General features: G+C 72.7%; 23 protein-coding genes. 17 read left to right on the top strand and 6 right to left on the bottom strand.

Annotated features, from left to right (window positions below; genetic code table 11):
• The first annotated feature begins 72 nt into the window (after positions 1-72).
• Positions 73-1,041 (top strand): beta-ketoacyl-ACP synthase 3, encoded by a 969-nt coding sequence (locus tag ACQXVK_RS07105; RefSeq protein WP_430853127.1) that lies wholly within the window; start codon positions 73-75, stop codon positions 1,039-1,041.
• Positions 1,042-1,210: 169 nt separating this feature from the next.
• Here the strand turns inward: ACQXVK_RS07105 and ACQXVK_RS07110 are convergent, their stop codons facing one another.
• Positions 1,211-2,149, bottom strand: coding sequence for a hypothetical protein (locus ACQXVK_RS07110; RefSeq protein ID WP_430853128.1), 939 nt, complete (start codon positions 2,147-2,149; stop codon positions 1,211-1,213).
• 39 nt (positions 2,150-2,188) lie between these two features.
• Between ACQXVK_RS07110 and ACQXVK_RS07115 the strand changes: the two genes are divergently transcribed.
• The gene (locus ACQXVK_RS07115) at positions 2,189-2,800 is read left to right on the top strand and encodes a hypothetical protein (protein ID WP_430853129.1); all 612 of its coding nucleotides are present in this window, start codon (positions 2,189-2,191) and stop codon (positions 2,798-2,800) included.
• A gap of 28 nt (positions 2,801-2,828) precedes the next feature.
• Here the strand turns inward: ACQXVK_RS07115 and ACQXVK_RS07120 are convergent, their stop codons facing one another.
• From ACQXVK_RS07120 to ACQXVK_RS07140, 5 genes are all read right to left on the bottom strand, one after another.
• Positions 2,829-3,386 carry a hypothetical protein gene (locus ACQXVK_RS07120; RefSeq protein WP_402262550.1) on the bottom strand — a complete coding sequence of 186 codons (558 nt, stop codon included), beginning with the start codon at positions 3,384-3,386 and terminating at the stop codon, positions 2,829-2,831.
• 656 nt (positions 3,387-4,042) lie between these two features.
• Positions 4,043-4,423 carry a flagellar assembly protein FliW gene (fliW, locus tag ACQXVK_RS07125; protein ID WP_022908041.1) on the bottom strand — a complete coding sequence of 127 codons (381 nt, stop codon included), beginning with the start codon at positions 4,421-4,423 and terminating at the stop codon, positions 4,043-4,045.
• Positions 4,420-5,301 (bottom strand): flagellar hook-associated protein FlgL, encoded by an 882-nt coding sequence (gene flgL, locus ACQXVK_RS07130; protein ID WP_022908040.1) that lies wholly within the window; start codon positions 5,299-5,301, stop codon positions 4,420-4,422. Before flgL ends, fliW begins: the two co-directional genes overlap by 4 nt.
• 2 nt (positions 5,302-5,303) lie before the next feature.
• Positions 5,304-6,725 (bottom strand): flagellar hook-associated protein FlgK, encoded by a 1,422-nt coding sequence (gene flgK / locus ACQXVK_RS07135; RefSeq protein ID WP_430853130.1) that lies wholly within the window; start codon positions 6,723-6,725, stop codon positions 5,304-5,306.
• Between the two features lie 4 nt (positions 6,726-6,729).
• Entirely contained in the window at positions 6,730-7,215 is a 486-nt protein-coding gene (locus tag ACQXVK_RS07140; RefSeq protein ID WP_430853131.1) for a flagellar protein FlgN, read from the bottom strand.
• A gap of 420 nt (positions 7,216-7,635) precedes the next feature.
• On the opposite strand from ACQXVK_RS07140, the gene ACQXVK_RS07145 reads away from it, so the two are divergent.
• The 15 genes from ACQXVK_RS07145 (at position 7,636) to ACQXVK_RS07215 (ending at position 20,790) form a co-directional block, all read left to right on the top strand.
• Positions 7,636-8,463 (top strand): sigma-70 family RNA polymerase sigma factor, encoded by an 828-nt coding sequence (locus ACQXVK_RS07145; RefSeq protein WP_430853132.1) that lies wholly within the window; start codon positions 7,636-7,638, stop codon positions 8,461-8,463.
• 129 nt (positions 8,464-8,592) lie between these two features.
• Positions 8,593-9,432 (top strand): flagellin, encoded by an 840-nt coding sequence (locus tag ACQXVK_RS07150; protein WP_402262565.1) that lies wholly within the window; start codon positions 8,593-8,595, stop codon positions 9,430-9,432.
• Between the two features lie 90 nt (positions 9,433-9,522).
• Entirely contained in the window at positions 9,523-10,920 is a 1,398-nt protein-coding gene (fliD, locus tag ACQXVK_RS07155) for a flagellar filament capping protein FliD (protein WP_430853133.1), read from the top strand.
• 10 nt (positions 10,921-10,930) lie between these two features.
• The gene (gene fliS / locus ACQXVK_RS07160) at positions 10,931-11,407 is read left to right on the top strand and encodes a flagellar export chaperone FliS (RefSeq protein WP_430853134.1); all 477 of its coding nucleotides are present in this window, start codon (positions 10,931-10,933) and stop codon (positions 11,405-11,407) included.
• Positions 11,397-11,681 (top strand): hypothetical protein, encoded by a 285-nt coding sequence (locus ACQXVK_RS07165; RefSeq protein WP_430853135.1) that lies wholly within the window; start codon positions 11,397-11,399, stop codon positions 11,679-11,681. The genes fliS and ACQXVK_RS07165 overlap by 11 nt, the downstream gene beginning before the upstream one ends.
• A gap of 590 nt (positions 11,682-12,271) precedes the next feature.
• Positions 12,272-12,616 (top strand): flagellar basal body rod protein FlgB, encoded by a 345-nt coding sequence (locus ACQXVK_RS07170; RefSeq protein ID WP_022907320.1) that lies wholly within the window; start codon positions 12,272-12,274, stop codon positions 12,614-12,616.
• On the top strand, positions 12,613-13,008 hold the full coding sequence (locus tag ACQXVK_RS07175; protein WP_022907321.1) for a flagellar basal body rod protein FlgC: 396 nt from the start codon (positions 12,613-12,615) through the stop codon (positions 13,006-13,008). Before ACQXVK_RS07170 ends, ACQXVK_RS07175 begins: the two co-directional genes overlap by 4 nt.
• Positions 13,008-13,361, top strand: a complete 354-nt coding sequence (gene fliE, locus ACQXVK_RS07180; protein WP_430853136.1) for a flagellar hook-basal body complex protein FliE — start codon at positions 13,008-13,010, stop codon at positions 13,359-13,361. The genes ACQXVK_RS07175 and fliE overlap by 1 nt, the downstream gene beginning before the upstream one ends.
• Positions 13,361-15,022, top strand: a complete 1,662-nt coding sequence (gene fliF, locus ACQXVK_RS07185) for a flagellar basal-body MS-ring/collar protein FliF (RefSeq protein ID WP_416395086.1) — start codon at positions 13,361-13,363, stop codon at positions 15,020-15,022. The genes fliE and fliF overlap by 1 nt, the downstream gene beginning before the upstream one ends.
• The gene (fliG, locus tag ACQXVK_RS07190; RefSeq protein ID WP_416395084.1) at positions 15,019-16,068 is read left to right on the top strand and encodes a flagellar motor switch protein FliG; all 1,050 of its coding nucleotides are present in this window, start codon (positions 15,019-15,021) and stop codon (positions 16,066-16,068) included. Before fliF ends, fliG begins: the two co-directional genes overlap by 4 nt.
• Positions 16,061-16,702, top strand: coding sequence for a hypothetical protein (locus tag ACQXVK_RS07195; RefSeq protein ID WP_430853137.1), 642 nt, complete (start codon positions 16,061-16,063; stop codon positions 16,700-16,702). Before fliG ends, ACQXVK_RS07195 begins: the two co-directional genes overlap by 8 nt.
• Entirely contained in the window at positions 16,699-18,051 is a 1,353-nt protein-coding gene (locus ACQXVK_RS07200) for a FliI/YscN family ATPase (protein WP_430853138.1), read from the top strand. The genes ACQXVK_RS07195 and ACQXVK_RS07200 overlap by 4 nt, the downstream gene beginning before the upstream one ends.
• Entirely contained in the window at positions 18,051-18,482 is a 432-nt protein-coding gene (locus tag ACQXVK_RS07205; protein WP_402262594.1) for a flagellar FliJ family protein, read from the top strand. The genes ACQXVK_RS07200 and ACQXVK_RS07205 overlap by 1 nt, the downstream gene beginning before the upstream one ends.
• Entirely contained in the window at positions 18,479-19,189 is a 711-nt protein-coding gene (locus tag ACQXVK_RS07210; RefSeq protein ID WP_430853139.1) for a C40 family peptidase, read from the top strand. The genes ACQXVK_RS07205 and ACQXVK_RS07210 overlap by 4 nt, the downstream gene beginning before the upstream one ends.
• Positions 19,186-20,790, top strand: coding sequence for a flagellar hook-length control protein FliK (locus ACQXVK_RS07215; RefSeq protein ID WP_430853140.1), 1,605 nt, complete (start codon positions 19,186-19,188; stop codon positions 20,788-20,790). Before ACQXVK_RS07210 ends, ACQXVK_RS07215 begins: the two co-directional genes overlap by 4 nt.
• Positions 20,791-20,826: the final 36 nt, after the last annotated feature.

Genomic DNA, 20,826 nt, shown 5'->3' on the forward strand with positions numbered 1-20,826 from the left:
CCGGCCTCCCGGCGGTCCCGTGCATGCCGCGGCGGGCATGCGGCCGTCGGTCGGGGGAGTAGCGTGCCGATCGTGAACACCCCAGCACTCCGTGGCAGCCGGATCCTCGGGTTCGGCCACCACCAGCCATCGCGCATCCTGACCAACGACGAGCTCTCGACGATGGTCGACACGAACGACGAGTGGATCCGCACCCGGACCGGGATCGAGACCCGGCACATCGCGGGCCCCTCGGACACCGTGACGTCCATGGCGATCGAGGCGGCGCGGAACGCCGTCGCGGACGCCGGCGTCGACCCCGCACGGGTCGGACTCGTCATCGTCGCCTCCACCACCCACCGCGACCGGGCGCCGTACACGGCCGGACGCGTCGCCGCGGCACTCGGTCTCTCGCCGGCCGTGGCGCCCATCGACATCAACACCGCGTGCAGCGGCTTCGAGTACGGCGTCGCGCTGGCCGACCAGGCGATCCGGGTCGGGTCGACCGACATCGCGGTCGTGGTCGGCTCCGAGGTGCTGTCCGGCATCGTCGACTGGACCGACCGTTCGACGTGCGTGCTCGTCGGCGACGGGGCCGGGGCGGCCGTGCTCGGCGTGTCCGACGAGGCGCAGATCGGTCCGGTCTCGTGGGGGAGCGTGCCGCACCTCCAGGAGGCCGTCCTGGTCTCCGGCGACCCCGAGCGCTTCACCCAGGAGGGTCGCTCGATCTACCGCTGGGCGATCACCGAGGCCGCCGACCACGCCCGGGCCGCGGTGGCCGCCGCGGGCCTGACGATGGACGACATCGGCGTGTTCGCGTTCCACCAGGCGAACCTGCGGATCATCGAGCCGCTCGTGCACGCCCTCGGCGGGGAGTCGAAGTTCGTCGTCCGGGACGTCGTCGAGTCCGGCAACACCTCGGCGGCGAGCGTGCCGCTCGGGCTGTCGAAGGCGTGGGCGCGGGGGGACCTCCCCGAGGGGGTGCCGGCGCTGCTGTTCGGGTTCGGCGGCGGGTTCGCGCACGCCGGGCAGGTCGTGACGACGCCGGTGCGCGGGCGCTGAGGCGGGGATGCGGCCGACGCGGGCGGATCGGTCGCGGCCGGGCCGATGACGGACGGGAGGCGCGGTGCCAGCCTGCACCGCGCCTCCCGTCAGCGGGTCGTGCGGTCAGGCGCGGGCGCGGGTCTGCGGTCGGTCGCTGGTGCGGTCGATCGCCGGTGCGGTCCGGCGGTCAGTCGCTGGCGCGGTCCGGGGTGTCGGCCCAGAGGTCCTCGCGGCCCTTTCGGCGGCCGATCGCCCGCCGCTCCTTCGGGGCCTTCGCCTGCTTGGGTTCCTTCGCCTGCTTGGGTTCCTTCGTCGGCTTCGGTTCCTTCGCCTGCTTGGGTTCCTTCGTCGGCTTCGGCTCGAGGACGATGGGGAAGTGCGCGGGGGGTACACCGAACCCGGTCCGCGAGGCCTGGATCACCTTGCGTCCGAGCGCGTGGTTGCCGAGGCCGCCGACCGCCGCACCGATGCCGAACGGGAGTGCCCGCCCGACGATCGTGGTGCCCTGCCGTGCAGCGAACCGCTTGATGAACTGGTCGCGGACCTGCCCACCGATGCCGTTCACGACCTGCTTCGGGAGCGACGACGTCACCATCTCGCCCCAGAACGCCGTCCGCACCTGTCCACCGGCGATCTGTCCGGCGAGCTGGTTGATGAGCTGCGTCCCGGGTGCGCCGAGGATCATCGCCATCACGAGCATGCGTGCGCGTTCTGGGTCGTCGAGGGCGATCCCGTGCACCTCGGTCACGGACTGCGCGAAGAGCGCCGTGGTCTCGAGGAAGCCGACCGTCTCGACGCCGCTCAGCCCGAGTGCCGCCGCCATGCCGACGCCGGGGATCACCGCGCTCGCGCCGACGGCGGCGCCGCCCGTGGTCACCGCCGCGAGGTACTCCCGTTCGAGGATCTGGATGATCTCGGCAGGCGACGACCGAGGGTGCCGACGGCGCAGGGCACGCACGTGCGCCACCACGACGGGGCGCTGCACGCTGAGCACCCGGTCGAGCATCTTCACCCAGCCCGTGGGGGACTGCTGCTCGGGGGTGCGCGCGTTCGGGTCGTTGGGGGTGGAGGCCACAGGCGATGCCGGCAAGGGCACGATCGCCTGGTCCTTCTGCTCTCGGGCCATGGAGACGACGGTACGCCGGACGCATGGGAGGCTCGTCGGATGACCTCTGCACGACCACTGGACGACGCGCGCCTGGCTGCCGGCTTCCTGACGCCCGACGACGTCGCGGCCCTCGCGCCCGACGTGCTCGTCCTCGACCCCTCGTCGGTGCTCATCGGTCGGTCCGTCCGCATCGAACCGGGGGTGGTCCTGTACCCCGGCACGGTCCTCGAGGGTCGTGGCACCGGGACCGTGGTCGTGCGGTCCGGCGCCCGCCTCGGACCGGGCCCGGTGACCGTGGTCGCCGACGGCGCGGACGTCGAGATCGGTCCCGCGGAGCTCGGCCCCGGCTCGGTCACCGTCGTGGCGACCGACGCCGCCGACGTGGTCATCGAGCCGGGAGCCCGGTTGTCCGGCGGCTGTCTCGTCGAGGGACCGGCGACGATCGGCGCCGGCGCGCAGGTGATCGGCACGGTCTCGGTCCGCGACGTCGTGCTCGGAGGCGGGGCCGACCGGCACCACCCCGACCCGGACCGACGCGGCGCCGTGGTCAAGGGTGCCGGCAGGATCCACGGTGTCCGTCTGGGTGCGGGCGACGTGGTCGTCGGGCGGACCGAGGTCTCCGGGGTCGAACGCCAGCGCGCCCACCACCCGGACGCGCCTCGGCGCTGACCCGTGCGGCCTGGACGCACGCGACTCATCAGCACGGGATCCCCGCCCGCCGCAGCTTGGTCCGCACCCGCTCGGGATCCATCAGGTCCGCCCAGGTCAGCCGGACGACGGCGCGGACCTCGGGGAACGACCGCACGAAGTCCTCGCGCTGCTTCTCCTGCCAGTGGGCGTCGGCCGTGGTCCGCCCACCGAGCATCGTCGGGTCCTCGTACTTCCCCCGGCCGTCCACCTCGACGACCACACCGTGCCCGGGGAACCAGAAGTCGACGACCGCGGTGCGTTCCCCCGGGCGTCGGAAGGCGTGCTGCTGCACGGGGTCGGGCACGCCGAGCTGTCGGAAGCGGACCCGGCAGACGGACTCGGCGGGCGACCCGGACAGCGCGGATCCCATCCCGATCGCCACCGCTGCCTTGTCCTGGCCCCGCTCACCGCGCCCGGCGGCTTCATCGCGCAGCATCTCCGGGAGCACGACCCGGTCGTGCAGCGCGGCATCGATCATCGGAAGGCTCTCGACGAGCGGGCGTGCGACCGCGATGTCGACGAGCGTCCGGACCATCGAGGTCGTGCCCGATCCTTCGAAGTCCACGGACGATGTCGGCGGGAGATCCCGCCACCGTGCGTCGGTCTGCGCTCGTCGTGGGGCGCCGTGGACGCGCGTGAGCGCAGTGGTCTCGCTCCGACATCGTCGTGGATCGGTGACCTCGATCTTGTCCGGGGGCGCGCCGACGAACGGAAGCCCGTGGACGGCCGCAGCGGATCGGTGTGAGATCTCGACCGGCGGGCGGATGGTCCCTGCACTCGCACGGACGAGCAGGAGGTGTCGTTCTTCAGGACGCAGACCAGCGACGTCGCCGGGTCGGACGAGCACGCCCGGGCGGACAGCGGTCAGTTCGCCGCGGTGGACCTGCCGTTGGAGCGCGCGACGTTCCGCGCTCGGGTGTCCGGCGGTGCGGATGAGGGGGATGGCGAGGACTCGTTCGTGCATGCGCCAACGATGCGGTCCTGAACGCGACCATGCTGTGCCGCGCGCCGATCTGTGGACGGTGAGCCGCGCCTCCTGGCCTGTGGAGGAAAGGACGCGTGTGCAAGGAGCGACATCGTCGACGTCGGACGACACCGATGTTGTCGCACGTGGGCGTCTGCAACTGTTGCGTACGCAGGAGAGCGACAAGGTCGATGTCGTACGACGTCGACCGTGTCGTTTCGCGTCGGGCGGCCGACGGCGGCCCGGCGCGCAGCGCGTCAGCGCCGGGCGAGCTCGGCGCGGAGCGGCAGGTCCTGGTCCTCGAGGATGAGCTGCGCCCCGACCGACGTCCGGGCGTTCACCACGATCGGCGCGAGCAGGTTCACCGTGGTGCCGCCGTCCTCGTCGCCACCGCCGGGGTTCGCGACGACGAGGAGCATCGCGTCCTCGGGCGCGGTCAGCCCGAGCCCGGTCGCCTGCTCGTCCGTGAGCTCCGGCGCGTACGACGGCAGGTGCACCGCGGCGTCGAGCACGAACAGCCGGGCGTCGTCGCCGACGAGCGTGAACAGCCCCTCGGCACCGTCCACCGGCGTCAGCGTGAAGACGGGAGCGGGTGCGAGGCCGAACGGCGGGACGGCGAAGGTCAGGTCGATGCTCATCGGAGGTAGTCCATCAGGGTCGGCTGCAGGACCTTCGCGGTGACGGCGAGGGCTGCCTGGTAGTTGGTCTGCTGCACCTGCAGGTCGAGGACGGCCTTGGCGAGGTCCTTGTCCTCGATGCCGGCACGCCGGTTCTCGAGCGACACGGTCGCGCTCTTCAGCGAGTCCTGGGCGGTGAGGGCCGCGGCGTGCCGGACGCCGACGTCCGCCTGCACCCCGCGCACGGTGGCGAGCGCCGCGTCGACGTCGTTGATGCGGGGGTTCACGTTCACACCGTTCTGCAGGTCGCCGACGATCGAGTCGATCATCGCGAAGACGGAGGAGGAGCCGGAGCCGAACACCGCGGTGCCGGACGTGTCGACCCGCACGGTGCTGCCGTCGCCGATGCGTCGCGTGACGTCGGCCCCGGAGGAGGCCCACCCGGTCGCCGGGTCGTACACGGTCGACGCCGTGGACGAGCCGGCGAACACCGAGCGGGTGCCGTAGGTCGTGTTGGCACGCGCCTCGAGGTCGGACTTCAGCGACTGGAACTGCGTCACCAGTGCGTCGCGGTCGGTGTCGCTCATCGTGCCGCTGTTCGCCGCCTGCACGGTGAGGTCCCGCACGTTGTTGAGCACCGAGTAGACGCTGGACAGGGCGCTGTCGGTCGTGGCGAGCCAGCCGGCGGCGTCGTTCGCGTTGCGCGTGTACTGGGCCGCGGCGGCCTGTTCCTTGCGGACCTGCATGGACGACGCGGTTCCGACCGGGTCGTCCGACGGTCGCTGGATGTTCTTCAGCGTGGTGGCCTGCTCGGTGAGCTGGGCGACCTTCGCGGCACCGGCCTGCAGCCGGGCACTGGCCGAGGCCATCGACATCTGGGTGGTCACACGGGTGATCACGGTCAGCCCCTCCCGACGATTCCTGTGCGGTTGATGATGGTGTCGAGCATCTCGTCGACGGCGGTCAGGACCCGCGCGGCGCCCTGGTACGCGTGCTGGTAGCTCAGCAGGTTGACGTTCTCCTCGTCGAGGTCCACGCCGGCACTCGACTGCTGCTGGGTGCGCGCGTTCGTGAGCGCCAGACCCGTCAGCGTCGATTCCGACGCGGCCGACCGGGAGGCGCTGCCCACGCCCGCCACGAAGGTCGCCCAGGAGCGGTCCGCGCCGTCGGTCGCCGCGCCGAGTCGCGAGAGGGCGTCGGTGAACGAATCGTCGAGTTCCCCCGCCGCGTTCCGCGTCGCCAGACCGCTGGCGTCGGTCGGCACGACGGCGAGGCCCTGCGCCGCCGGGACACCGGCGGTGAGCGCGAAGAACGGTGCACCGGTCGTGCCGGTGGGCGTCGTGCCGGTGGCGTGCACGGCGTTGACGGCGGTCGCGAGCTTCGTCGCGACCTGGTCGTACGAGGCGGAGGCCTCGGCGAGTGCGCCGCCGGTGCCGTTCGCCGTCGCCGGGGCGAGGAGCGACAGGTTGCCGCCGATCGAGCCGCCGGAGAGTGCGACCGCTCCGGCCGAGCCGGAGGTCCAGGTGAGGGTGACCGCGGCGCCGTCCGCCATGCGCTGGCCGCCGCCGAGTGCGACGGATCGGGCGTCGGTGCCCTGCACGATCGCGTTGCCGCCGATGAGGACGTCGACCGTGCCGTCGGTGTTCTGACGGACCGTGCCGCCGGCGAGCGAGGCGATCTGCTGGGTGAGCTGGTCGCGCTGGTCGAGCAGCTCGTTGGCGTTGCCGCCGGAGGCGAGGGCGGTCCGGATCCGGCCGTTCAGGTCGGCGACCTGCGACGCGGCGTCGTTGAGCTGCTGCACCTGGCCGTCGACCGTGCCGCGGACGGTCGTCCACTGCGCGTCGATCGCCTTCGAGCCGCTCGCGAGCGCACTCGCCACGGTCGTCGCCGCGCCGATCACGGCACTGGCGGCACCGGAGTCGTCCGGGTGGCTGGAGAGGTCGCCCCACGACGACCAGAAGGCGTCGAGCTTCGCCGAGAGGCCGTCGTCGCCGGGCTCGTGCAGTCCGTCCTCGAGCGCGCCGAGCGCCGTGGCGCGGGCGTCGGCGTAGGCGGACGACCCGGCGGCGACCCGCACCCCGGCGTCGAGCGTCAGGGACGCCAGGCGGGCGATGCCGTCGACGGACACGCCCTGGCCCGCGAGCGCTGCGGTCCCGCGCATGAAGCCGGTCTGGGCGGCGGGGATCGACGACTGCGAGACGCGCTGCCGGGTGTACCCGGCGGTGCCGGCGTTGGCGATGTTCTGCCCGGTGACGTCGATGCCGGCGCGGGCGGCGGCGAGGCCGGAGTACGCGGTGGCGAGGGATCCGAAGGTGCTGACCACGGTGCTACAGGGTCCCCTCGAAGAGTCGTGCGCCGTCCGACCCGGAGCCCGATGCTCCGGAGGCGTCGTAGGTGGCGGCTCCGGTGACGGACCCGGCGAGGGTCTCCTCGGTGGCCTGGGCGGCGATGCGGAGGAACCGGTCGTTCTCGTCGCGGAGCGCCCCGATCTGGGTGGTGAGCTCGACCATCGCGGTGAGGTGCGCGGCGAGGATCTCGCCCCACGGGCCGTTCGGCGCGGCGGCGACGACCTCGCGGAGGGGTGCGTCAGCGGGGACGCCCCACTCCTCGGCGACCTCGGCGCTCGACGCGGCGCGCTCGAGACCGGTGCTGCGGAGGCGCTCGAGGACCTGCTCGACCTCACGGCTGGCGTGCGAGACCCAGCGGGAGCGCCCGGCGGCGAGGAGCAGCTGCTCCTCCTCGAGCTTGAAGGTGAGCAGCTCGAGCAGTTCGCGTTCGCGCCAGAGCACGGCGGACAGTTCGTTCACGCTCATCAGCTCCTCCCGGTGGGTGTGTCGGTCATCCTGCGGACACCGGGACCTATCGGGTCGCGGGTGCCGGGCGTAAGCACCGACCTGGTGACTGCGTGTGCCGGACACGAGCCGCGCCTCCTGGCAAGCACCCCATCGGGGGACAAGAACGGGCGTTCCCAGGCCGGGGTCCCCCCAAATGCCGACCGGGAAAACACCCTCTCACCCCCGCACTGGGGACGGTTGTGCACCCACTCAGGGCTTTGCCAGCCGATACATTCGAAGCGCACCGCGGGGGACACCCCGCACCGCGTCGCAGGGACGCGGGAGGTGCACCACCCGGAGGGACCCGGGTGGGTCTTCGGCGTACACACCGGCCATCCGAGGCCGGCGTGCGCCGCGCCCACGGACGGGTCACGCATGTCAGGCGACCAGGGGATCAGCATGGATCGGAACGACCGCAACGCGATGATCGTGGAGCACCTCCCGCTCGTGGGCTACATCGTCGCCGACGTCCGGGCGCGTGCCACGCACCTCGACCCCGACGACCTCGCCGCCGTCGGGTCGCTGGCCCTCGTCGCCGCGGCCGAGTCCTTCGACCCCGACCTCGGCGTCCCGTTCGGCGCCTACGCCCGCACCCGCATCACCGGTGCCATCGCGGACGACATGCGCTCCGCCGACTGGGCGTCGCGCGGCACCCGGAAGCGGATCCGCGAGACCCTCGCCACGCAGGAGGCGCTGTCGGCCCGGCTCGGCCGGAGCGTCGGTGTGCAGGAGATCGCGGACGCGATGGGCGTCGACCGCCAGACCGCCGCGGACGCGATGAGCGACGCGGCTCGGACCGTGTCGCCGATCGACGAGACCGTGCACGACACCCTCGCCGCCGACCTGCCGCTGCCGGGTGAGGACCTGCTCGAGGCCGAGAAGCGCCGCTACCTCCGCGCCGCCGTCGAGGCGCTGCCCGAGCGGATGCGCTTCGTCGTCGAGAACGTGTACTTCGGCGACCGGTCGGTCACCGAGGTCGCCGCCGAGCTCGGCATCACCCACTCCGCCGTGTCGCAGCAGCGCTCCGAGGCGATGCGCCTGCTCCGCGACGGACTCGCCGCGCACTACGGGGACGAGGGTGTCGTCGCGCCGCCGGCCTCGAAGACCACCGCCGCCCGGCGGAGCGCCTACCTGGCGCGGGTCGCCACGAACGCCGCAGCGGGGGTGGCGCGGGCGGTGCACGACGCCACGGCCGCCCCGGCCGCCCCCGTCGTCGCGGTCAGCTAGCCGTCGGCGAACTCGTCGTCCGACGAATTCCGCCGATTCCCTAACGGCTCCGGCCGACCGGCCGAGAGTCATCCATGTCAGCCCACGGACGGGCAGACGTACGACCCAGATTTCACGGAGGAAACCACCATGGGTATGTCCATCAACACCAACCTCTCGGCACTCAACACGTACCGGAACCTGAACTCGACGCAGAACGACCTGTCGAAGTCCCTCGAGAAGCTCTCGAGCGGCCTCCGCATCAACCGTGCTGCCGACGACGCGGCCGGTCTGTCGATCTCCGAGGGGCTGAAGTCCCAGGTCGGTGGCCTCACGGTCGCCGCCCGCAACGCGCAGGACGGCATCTCCGTCGTGCAGACCGCTGAAGGTGGCCTCACCGAGACCCACTCGATCCTCCAGCGCATGCGCGACCTGGCCGTGCAGGCCGGCAACGACTCGAACAACGCGGACTCCCGCACGGCGATCTCCACCGAGGTCACCGAGCTGTCCAAGGAGCTCACCCGCATCTCCCAGTCGACCAACTTCAACGGCATCAACCTGCTCGACGGCTCCGCCGGCACCGCAGGCGTCCTGAAGTTCCAGGTCGGCGCCAACGGTGACGCAGCGAGCCAGATCGACGTCGACCTGTCGGGCGCGAACGTCTCGACCGTGGCGACCGCCGTCACCGGTCTCGACTTCACGACCGCCACCGGCGCGCAGAGCGCGATCACCACGATCGACGCGCAGATCAAGAACGTGTCGACGGCACGTTCGAACATCGGTGCCATCCAGAACCGCTTCGACCACGCCATCAACGTGACGAACGTGGCCAAGGAGAACCTCACCGCTGCCGGTTCGCGCATCACCGACGTCGACATGGCGGAGGAGATGGTCAAGTACACGCGCGACAACATCCTCAGCCAGGCCGGCACGTCGATGCTCGCGCAGGCGAACCAGAGCACGCAGGGTGTGCTCTCGCTCCTGCGCTAGCAGCGCTGACGCCGTCGTCCGGGATCGTTCAGGTACCCCGGGCGGCGGCGTCGTCCGCACCCTTCCACCCCGTAGCGGCAGGAGCCATCGATGTCGTCCGTCTCATCGGCCAGCAGCCTCGCGATCGACGGCCTCGTCAGCGGCCTGAAGACCACCGACCTCATCAACTCCCTGATGAGCGTCGAGGGCGTCCCGCAGACGCTCCTCAAGAACAAGCTCACGTCCACGAACTCGTTCATCTCGTCACTGCAGACGATCAACGGGTTGGTGCAGACCCTCGCGACCAAGGCGAAGGACGCGGCCAAGGCCACCTCGCTCGACCTGTTCACGGCGACGAGCTCCTCCGCCGGGGTCACCGCCGTCACCGGTGCGAACGCCGCCGCGGGGTCGCTCAGCTTCACCGTCGGGTCGACCGCGTCCGCCCAGGTGGGCGTGACCGCCGCGATGGCCACCTGGTCGTCAGCCGCCGAGCCGATCACGCTCGTCGGGTCCGACGGCACGAAGACGACGGTCACGCCGGCGTCGGGCTCCCTCGACGACACCGTGTCCGCGATCAACAAGTCCGGTGCGGGCGTCACGGCGACCCGGGTCGCGGCCGGCACCGACACGGACGGCACGAAGCTCTACCGCCTGCAGCTCACCTCGTCGAAGTCCGGTGCAGCCGGCGCCTTCGAGGTGTACCGCGGCACCGCCGACGAGGTCACCGCCGGCACCGCGACGAACGTCCTCACCCAGACGGGTGCCGCCGTGGTCACGCAGGCGAAGGACGCCAGTGTGACCCTGTGGGCCGGCACCGCGGCGGCGCAGACGGTGACGAGCACGACGAACACGTTCACCGACCTCGTCCCCGGGGTCAGTGTCACCGTGACCCAGCCCACGACCGACCCGGTGACGCTGACGGTCGCGCAGGACACGACCAAGGCCCAGGCCGTCGCGTCCGGGCTCGTCGACGCGATGAACGCCGTTGCCGCCTACTACCGCTCGAACACCGCGGTCACGAGCACGACCAGTGCCACGACCGGCACCACCTCGACCACCGCGGGGGTGCTCTCCGGCGACGGCACCACCCGCGACGTCGTCCAGCGGCTCGCCAGCACCATGTCCGCGCCGGTCGGTGGGAAGTCACCGTCGTCGATCGGGATCTCGATCACGAAGGACGGCGACTTCACCTTCGACGCCGACGCCTTCCAGAAGGCCCTCGCGACCGATCCGGAGGGCACGCAGGCGATGCTGACCGGCGTCGCGGCGAACGTCGGCGCGGCGGCCACCTCGGCGTCCGACAAGTACGACGGGTCCATCACCACCGCGATCACCGGGCAACAGGCCGTCGCGAAGGACCTCAACACCCAGATCGACAGCTGGACCGACCGGCTCACCTCGCGTCGCGCAGCGCTGCAGACGATGTACGCGAGCCTCGAGACCAGCCTCAGCAAGCTCCAGTCCCAGTCGAGCTGGCTGGCGAGCCAGTTGGCGTCGACGACGAGCTGACAGGAACCCCATGAACGCCTTCGACCTCCAGTCCGCCGCCTTCCGGCAGGCGGCCCAGCCCCGCACCGTCACGGACCAGCGCCGTGCGCAGTACACGAACGAGGCCGTCCTGTCGGCGACGCCGGCGCAGCTCGTCACGATGCTCTACGACCGGCTGCTGCTCGACCTGCACCGCGCCGAGGCCGCACAGACGACCGCCGACTGGGAGGCCGCCCGCGAGCAGCTCCTGCACGCGCAGGCCATCGTCGGCGAGCTGTCATCGACGCTGAAGATCGACGTGTGGGATGGCGGCGAGGGACTGCTCGCGATCTACAACTACGCGTCGACGTCGCTCATCACCGCGAACGTGCACCGGGACGTCCAGGCCACCCGCGACTGCATCCGGATCCTCGAGCCGCTGCGGCAGTCGTGGCACGAGGCGGCTGCGGCGATCCCGGCAGCCACCGCGGTGCGGCAGCCGACCGGTGGAGCGCTCGGTGTCGCCTGACGCGGAACGCCGTGCCGCCTGGGAGGCCGTGCTCGACGCACTCGAAGCCGACCTGACGGCGGACGGCGACGTGCGGTGGTCCGAGCCGACCGCGCTTGGACCGGTGCCGCGGGAGCTGGTGGGGCGCGCCTCCCGGCTGCTCGCCGAGCAGCGCGACCGGATCGCGACGCTCGAGGGGGATCGCCGGGCGACGCTCGACCACCTCGGCGCGCTCCGTGCGGTGGACGCGACGCGGGAGCCGCGGAGCTCGGTGTACCTCGACGCCTCGGCCTGAGGCCGCGGGGGCCGGACGCGCGGTCGGGGCCGTCCGACCCAGAACGACAACATCGACGTCGTACGACGTCGGCTGTGTCGTTCGTGCGCGCGTGCAAGTTCGGGCGTGTGCAAGTTCGGGCGTGTGCAACGGGTGACGTTGTCGGTGTCGTACGACGACGGCTGTGTCGTTCGGGCGCGCGTGCAAGTTCGGGCGTGTGCAACGGGTGACGTTGTCGGTGTCGTACGACGACGGCTGTGTCGTTCGGGCGCGCCTGCAAGTTCGGGCGCGGGCAACAGTGCGCGCATGCAACCGGCGACATGACCGACGTCGTACGACATCGGGGTTGTCGCTCGGAGGCGCGGGCAACAGTGCGCGTGCGCAACCGGCGACACGGTCGGTGTCGTACGACATCGGCGTTGTCGTAACGAGTCGGCTCGCCCGCCCGCCCCCCCACCCGCCCCCCGTTCGGGGCGACCCCTAACGCGCCCCACGGCCCGGCCGACAGCGCCCGGTGAGCACGGATCGCTCACCAGTTCGGCCACGGATCGGCCACCGCCATCGCGCGACGTCACCAGGGGGTGGCGCGCACACCGAGGGGACGGTCCACCGTGTTCGATTCCGTGACGAGCGTCGCACTGCAGAGTGCGCTCGACGGCCTGTCGATGCGGCAGAAGGTGATCGCGAACAACATCGCGAACATCAACACGCCGAACTACCACGCCGAGAAGGTCCAGTTCGAGGACGCCCTCGCGAAGTCGATCGTCGACGGGAACGGCGCCACCACGCCGACCGTCGCGCGGAGCCTCGAGCCGACCAACACGAACGGGAACAACGTCAACCTCGACGAGGAGACGCTCTCGAACATCGACACCGTGCTGCGGTACCAGTTCGCGACGCAGGCGATGAACTCCGAGCTCACCAGCGTCCGTGCAGCGATGCGGACCACCTCGTGACCACGTTCGACGCGATCGGCATCGCGAGCACCGGCATGACCGTGCACCGCAAGTGGCTCGACGCCGTGTCCGACAACATCGCGAACGTCAACACCGTGAAGTCGATGGACGACACCGCCTTCCAGGCCCGCTACGTCGAGGTCCAGGAGGGCAACGGCGTCTCCGGCGCCTACGTCAAGGGCGCCGCGTTCGGCAGTGCCGCCGGCCGGGTGACCTACGACCCGGACAACCCGCTCGCGAACGCGGAGGGCTACGTCCGCATGCCGGACATCGACCTCGGCACGCAGATGGCGGACCTCATCATGGCCCAGCGGGGCTACCAGGCGAACGCCGCCGTGGTCGACCGCGCGAAGACCGCCTACGAGGCGGCCCTGCAGATCGGGAAGAACTGATGCCCATCGACGCCGTGAACGGTGTGACCACCAACGCGATGACGAACGCGATGACGAGCCTGAGCGGCACGTCCAGCGACGTCGGCACGAGCACGACCAGCGGAGTCGCGGCCACCGGCGCGACGTCCGACGGCAGCGGGTTCGCCGCCAGCCTCGGCAACGCCGTCGACGGCCTGCAGCAGCTGCAGAGCGACTCGAAGACCCTCGCCCTGAAGGCCGTCACCGGCAACCTCGACGACATCCACGACGCGACGATCGCCGCCACCCGCGCCCAGGTCACGCTCGAGCTCGTCTCCGCCGTCCGGAACAAGGGCGTCGACGCCTTCAACGAGATCATGAGGATGCAGGCCTGATGCCCGTCGCCGTCAAGGACCTCTTCGGACGTCTCGCCGCCTACGTCAAGGGCTTCAGCGCCGCCCAGCGGACCATCGCGATCCTCGTCATCGCCGCGCTCGTGCTCGGCGGCATCGCGCTCGCGAGCTGGCTCGGCAAGGCGTCCTACGCGCCGCTGTTCACCGGCCTGGCGGCGGCCGACGCGGCGAGCGTCACCGACCAGCTCACCACCGACGGTGTGCCGTTCCAGCTCACCGACGGCGGCGCGACGATCCTCGTCCCGCAGGGCTCGGTGTACTCCGAGCGCCTCAAGGCCGCGTCGAACGGGCTGCCGGCGTCGAACGAGGGCGGCTACTCGCTGCTCGACAAGATGGGCGTGACGAGCTCCGAGTTCCAGCAGGACGTCACCTACAAGCGTGCGATGGAGGGCGAGCTCGCGAAGACCATCGGCGCGATGGACGGCGTCCAGACCGCGACGGTGCAGCTCGCGATCCCGGAGAAGACCGTGTTCGTGTCCGAGGAGAAGGACCCGACCGCGTCGGTGTTCATCGCCACGAAGAACGGCGCCGAGCTGTCCACCGACCAGGTCCAGGCGATCGTGCACCTCACGAGCGCCGCCGTCGAGGGCATGCAGCCGACCGACGTCTCGGTCGTCGACGCGAAGGGCCAGACGCTCTCCGCCGTCGGCACCGGCGCGACCGGCAGCGGGGCCGACCAGGCGGCCGACTACGACGCCGCGACGAGCAAGAAGATCCAGGACCTGCTCGACACGACCCTCGGCGCCGGGAACGCCAGCGTCGTGGTGTCCGCGACCATGAACCAGAACTCCGGCACGCGGACCTCGGAGTCGTACACGACGCCGACGACCGGCCCGGTGGCCCTGAACGAGTCGTCCTCGACCGAGCAGTACGGCTCGGGGTCAGGCGCGTCCTCGGGGGCGACGGGCGTGCTCGGTCCGGACAACATCGCGGTGCCGAACGGCACGGCGAGCTCCGGCACGGACGGGTACACGAACGAGTCGGCGACGAAGAACAACGCCGTCGACCACACCACCGAGACGACGCAGCTGCCGGCCGGCGGCCTCTCGCGGCAGACGATCTCGGTCGCCCTGAACTCGAAGGCGAACGCCGTGCAGAACGCGAACCTGCAGAGCATCAACGACCTCGTGGCCGCGGCCGCCGGCGTCGACCAGACCCGCGGCGACCAGGTCCGCGTGGCGATGATGGACTTCGACACCAGCGCCGCCGACAAGGCGACGAAGGCGCTCGAGGCCCAGCAGCAGGCCGACCAGCAGGAGGCCCTGTGGTCGTCGATCCGCACCGCCGGCATCGTCGTGGGGGCGCTCCTCGCCCTCGTCGCGATCATCGTCTTCCTCGCGCGCCGCAGCCGGAAGCAGGAGCGCGAGGCGGTCGACCTCGGCGAGCTCGACGCGTTCTCGGGTGAGACCTTCCAGCTCCCGCTCGCCGTGGACGGCGCGGACAGAAGCCCCCTGCAGGCCGGGGACGCCCCGACCGTCGCGCTGCCGACCATCCCGCACGACGACTCGCCCACCGAGGTCCTCACCACCGAGGAGATCAGCGCCGAACGGCGTCGACAGGACATCTCCGCCCTCGCCGAGCGGGACCCGAAGCGCACGGCCGAGCTCCTCCGCGGACTCCTCGACGACCGGGCACCGGTGTGAGCGCGCTCGTGCCGAGCGCCGGCGGGACCGGCGCGGGCGACCGTGCCCTGACCGGCGCGCAGAAGGTCGCGCTCATCCTCATGCAGATGGAGACCGAGCGCGCGGCCGAGGTGATGAAGCAGTTCACCGAGATCGAGGCCGAGGAGATCTCCGCCGAGATCGTCCGGATGCGCCGCGTCGAGGACACCGTCGTCGACCGCACCCTCACCGAGTTCCACCGGATGACGCTGAGCGGCCGCACGCAGAAGCGCGGCGGCAAGGAGACCGCCCTCGGGCTCCTCGAGGCGTCGTTCGGTGCCGAGCGCGCCGCCGGGGTCATGGACCGGCTCGCCTCGAACCTCGCGGGGCAGTCCTTCGACTTCCTCGACGACGCCGAGCCCGGGCAGGTCGTCACGCTCCTCGAGGGGGAGCTCCCGCAGACCATCGCCCTCGTCCTCGCGCACCTGAAGCCCGCGCAGGCCAGCGCCGTGCTCGCCGGGGTGGACGAGCGCGCCCGCACCGACGTCGCCCAGGCGTTCGCGACCATGGGGAGTGCGACCCCGGAGGCCGTCGGGATCGTCGCCGGCGTCCTCCGGCAGCGCGCCGGCGCCGTGGTGTCCCCGCGTGAGAGCGTCGAGGTCGTCGGCGGCATCGCCCCGCTCGTCGACATCATCAACCGCTCGGACGTCGCCACCGAGAAGGCCGTCCTCGACGGGCTCGAGGCGCGCGACCCGGAGCTCGCCGAGGACATCCGCTCCCGGATGCTCACCTTCGAGGACATCGTCAAGCTCGAGTCCCGCGACATCCAACAGGTGCTCCGCGGCATCGACTCGAAGCTCCTCGCGACCGCGATGAAGGGTGCCGCCGCGCCGGTCGTCGAGACGATCCGCGCGAACGTCTCCGAGCGCAACCGCGAGCTGCTCGACGACGAGCTGCAGGCCATGGGCCCCGTCCGGGTCTCGCAGGTCGAGGAGGCCCGCGCCGAGGTCGTGCGGTCCGTCCGCGAACTCGAGGCGCAGGGCGTCATCACGGTCCACCGCGCCGAGGAGGACGAGCTCGTTGACTGAGTCGATCGTCCAGCGCGTCGCGTTCCCGGTGATCGGGGACTCCGCCGCGAGCGCGAGCGCGCGCGCGTCGAGCGCCGACGTGCGCGGCCACGCGGCCGGGTACGCAGCCGGGCTCCGACAGGCACAGGCCGAGACGGCGGCGTTGCGCGCCCGGCTCGAGTCCGAGCACGCGGCCCGCACCGCCTCGATGCAGGCAGACACCGCGCGCCGCATCGCGGTCCTCGACGCCGCGACGAACGCGATGCTGTCGCACGTCGCGCCGGTCCTCGACCAGGCCGAGCAGTCGGTCGCGGTCGCCGCCGTCGACCTGGCCGAAGCCGTCGTCGGGTACGCCGTCCGCGCCTCCCGAACCGCGGACGCCGCCGGTGACGGACGGGAGGCGCGGGTCGTCCCCGGTGCACAGGCGACCGTCGAGCGGGCGCTCGCGTCCGTCGACCGCACGGTCGCCGTGGCCGTCCGTCTGAGCGTCGCGGACGCCGCGCGCGTCGCCGACCTGGACCTGCCGGTCCCGGTCGTCGCCGACCCGTCGCTCGTCGACGGCGACGCCGTCGTCGACCTGCCGGACGGGTTGCTCGACGCGCGGATCGCCACGGCGCTCGACCGCGCCCGCACGGCGCTGGGGGTGGCACCGTGACCGCGACGCTCCTGCGCCCCCGCGGGCTCGACGAGGCACTCCGGCAGGCCGCTCCGCAGCGCGTCGGGGTCGTCACGAGCGCCGTCGGCCTCGGCCTCACGATCGCCGGACTCGACGCGCACGTCGGTGAGGTCGTCTCGGTCGGCGCCGAGGGTGCACAGCAGACCCTCGTCGAGGTCGTGGCGACCGACCCCTCCGGCGTCCGCTGCATGCCGCTCGGACGCCTCACCGGTGTCACCGCCGGCACGCCCGCCCGGCCCACCGGTCGACCGGTGCTCGTGCCGACCGGCACGGGACTGTTCGGGCGCGTGCTCGACGGGCTCGGACGCCCGATCGACGACCGTGGTCCGCTCGTCGGGGTCGGCGGCGAGCCGGTCGCGTGGGTGCCGCTCGACCACGAGACGCCGAACGCGATGGCCCGCACGCGCATCGACACCCCGATGCAGCTCGGCGTCCGCGTGCTCGACACCCTCACCACGGTCGGACGCGGGCAGCGCATGGGCCTGTTCGCGGGCTCCGGCGTCGGCAAGTCCTCGCTGCTGTCGATGATCGCCCGGGGGAGCGACGCCGCCGTCAACGTCATCGCGCTCGTCGGTGAGCGTGGACGCGAGGTCCGGGAGTTCCTCGAGGACGACCTCGGCCCCGAGGGCCTCGCCCGCTCGATCGTCGTTGTGTCCACCTCGGACGAGCCGGCGCTCATGCGGCTGCGGGCCGCGTTCGTCGCCACCCGCATCGCCGAGTCGTTCCGCGACGCCGGCCAGGACGTCGTGCTGATGATGGACTCGCTCACCCGCGTGGCGATGGCGCAGCGCGAGATCGGGCTGTCCGTCGGGGAGCCGCCGGCCACCCGGGGGTACCCGCCGTCGACGTTCTCGGTGCTCGCCGGGCTGCTCGAACGGGCCGGGACCGACCGGGTCGGCAGCGTCACGGGCCTCTACACGGTGCTCGTCGACGGCGACGACCACAACGAACCGATCGCCGACGCCGCCCGGAGCATCCTCGACGGGCACGTCGTGCTCGACCGGAAGCTCGCGATCACCGGCCACTTCCCGTCGGTCGACGCGCTCGGCTCGGTGTCCCGCGTGGCCTCGAAGGTGACCACGCCCGGACAGCGCGGCACCGCGACGGCCCTCCGCACGGTGATGGCCGCCCGGAAGGCGGCGCAGGACCTCCTCGACGTCGGTGCGTACCAGCGCGGCACGAACCCGCTCGTCGACGCCGCCGTCGACCACCAGGACGCGATCGACGGCTTCCTGCGGCAGGGCATGGACGAGCGCGCCACGGCGTCCTCGTCGTGGCGCTTGCTCGACCAGCTGGTCGCCACCCTCGGCGTCGGAGGTCGTGCCTGATGGCCCGCCGCTTCCCGCTCGCCGGGCTCCTGCGCCTCCGGCACGCCGAACAGGACCGTGCCGCCGCGGCCCTCGCCACCGCGAACGAGCGGGTACGAGACGCCGCCGACGCCCGGATCGCCGCGCGCCGGAACCTCGCCGACACCGAGGGGACGCAGCACGTGCAGGACGCCGCGACCCTCAGCGCCGTCGCCGCGGCCCGTGCCGCCACCCGGGGGATGCTCGAGGAGCTCGACGCCGTGGTCCGGAACCGCCGCGCCGACGCCGACCGGGCGCAGGACGACTACACCGCCGCACGCCGCTCGGCCCTCGGGCTCGAGAAGCTCGAGGTCCAGCACGACCAGCAGCAGGTCGCCGACGAGCTCCGCACCGAACAGAACGCCCTCGACGAGATCGCGGCACGCAGCCGCACGGAAGGTGGTGCCCGATGAGCGTGGACGCCGTGCTCTCGCGGATCTCCGTGATCCGGACCCAGATCGATGCCCTGCGCACCGGGACGACCGCAGCGGCGGCGACCTCGCAGACCGCGGGTGCCGACACCTCCAGCGCCTTCGCCGACGCGATGGCGACCGCGACCGGGACGACCGGCACCGCGGCGACCGCGGCGTCGGCGTCGACCGCTCCCGCGACGTCGGTCGACGCCGGCACGGGGACCATCGCGACGGGCAGCGGCGCGACCGGTGCCGACGTGGTGGCGGACGCGAAGAAGTACCTCGGCGTGCCGTACGTCTTCGGCGGCACCACGACGAGCGGCATGGACTGCTCGGGGCTCGTGCAGACGGTGTTCAAGGACCTCGGGGTGACCATGCCCCGTGTCGTGCCGGACCAGGCGAAGATGGGCGTCGAGGTGGGGTCGCTCAAGGACGCCCAGCCCGGCGACCTGATCGTCCCGAAGGGCGAGGGCCACGTCGTCATCTACGTCGGCGACGGCAAGGTGCTGCACGCGCCGCGACCGGGCAAGGACGTCCGGATCGTCGACAACTGGTACAAGGACTCGGACATCGCCACGATCCGACGCATCGTGCCCGCCCAGGCGTCCGCCACGACCGCGACGTCCGCGACGTCCGCGGCGTCGGGTGGGACGGACCTGCAGACGGCGGCGCTGCTCTCCCTGATGCAGTCCGGGAGCGCAGCATGAGCCTCACGATCAGCACGCAGCCGGCCGCCCCGGCACCCGCTCGCGCCGGGTCGTCGGCACCGACCCCGGCGTCCGCCGACTCGTTCGGAGCCGCGCTGGCCGCAGCCGGGTCCGCGGCAGCCGGCACCGCCCCGGACAGCGACCGCCGCACGGCTCCGTCCGACGCACGCCGTCCGGCACCGCACGGGACGGACCGGGACACGCGTCCCACGACCTCGCCGGCCGGACGACGACCGACGGACGACACCCCGACCGACGACGCCGCGACCCGTCCGGCCGCGGGCGGGACGACCGGTGGTGCGGACGTGACGCCGACCGCCGACCCCGCTGCGACGGTGGCCGCACTCGTGGCGTCCGCCGCGGCGGCCCCGCTCGCCGGTGCCGAGGCGCTCGGGGCCTCCGCCGTCGTCCCGGACGCGAACTCCCCGACGCCGCCGGCACCGGCCACCGCGGTCGCTCCGGCCGGCGACGCGTCGCCGCTCGCGGGGACCGCGACCCAGTCGGGCGCGCGCCTCCGTGCGACTGCCACGCCTGCGACGAGCGACGCCTCGCCGGCATCGATCCCGACCGTCCCGCCCGCCACCACCGGCGGGGCAGCCGCGGCCCTGAACCAGACCGACGCGACCCCCGTGGCGACGGCCCCCGCACCCGCGACGACCGCCGCTCCCGCGACGGCCCCCGCACCCGTGACGACCGCCGCACCCGCGACGAGCGCCGCACCCGCGACCGTCGTCGCCGCGACCGCCGCACCCGTGATGCCGCCTCCGGTCGCGGGCCCGGCGAGCGCCCTGCCCGCCGCGGCACCGGCCCCGTCGACGACCGGCGGCCCCGCGACCCCGACCACCCCGAGCGCAACGACCTCGGCGTCGGTGTCCCCGACCTCGACGACCCCGACCACCCCGGTCGCCCCGGTGGTCCAGGCGACCCCGGGTGCCACCGACACCGCCGCACCGACCCAGCCCGTCGTCGCCACGGCGACGGCCGTCCCGACCGTCGGCACCGCGGGCGGCGATGCCCGGAGCGGCCACGGGTCTGACGGTGGGACGCGCGACCAGGGTGATCCGCGCCTCCAGTCCGTCACCGCACCCCGTGGCGGTGAGGGCGCCTTCGCGGTCCCGGCCGCCTCGACCACCGCGTCGGTCGCACCGGCGGCCGCTACGGCCGGCTCCGCGACCGCGAACGCGCCGGTGCCGCTCCAGCAGCAGCTGAGCCGTCCGGTGTTCGCGCTCGCGCAGGCCGGGCCGGGGGAGCACGTCGTGACCGTCCAGGTGACCCCCGACGCGCTCGGCCCCGTCACCGTCCGAGCGCACGTGACCGCGCACGGCATGCACGTCGAGCTGTTCGCGGCGTCGGACGCCGGTCGGGACGCCGTGCGACAGGTGCTGCCGGACCTCCGCCGCGACGCCGCCGGGTCCGCCCTGTCGACGACGCTCGACCTGTCCTCGCAGAACCACCCGGACGCACGGTCCGGGCAGGACGACCGGCCCACCCAGGCGGGCCCCCGCCTCGACCCCGGCCAGGAGGCGCGACCCACCCCGCGCGCACCCGGCACCGCCCACACGCCCACCGTCCGCAGCGTCGGACTCGACGTCCTCGCCTGAGCGACGACCTCCAGCACCGGCAGAACCGAAGGGAAC

It is taken from the genome of Curtobacterium sp. AB451, from assembly GCF_050585845.1.
In the GTDB taxonomy this organism is placed as follows: Bacteria; Actinomycetota; Actinomycetes; order Actinomycetales; family Microbacteriaceae; genus Curtobacterium.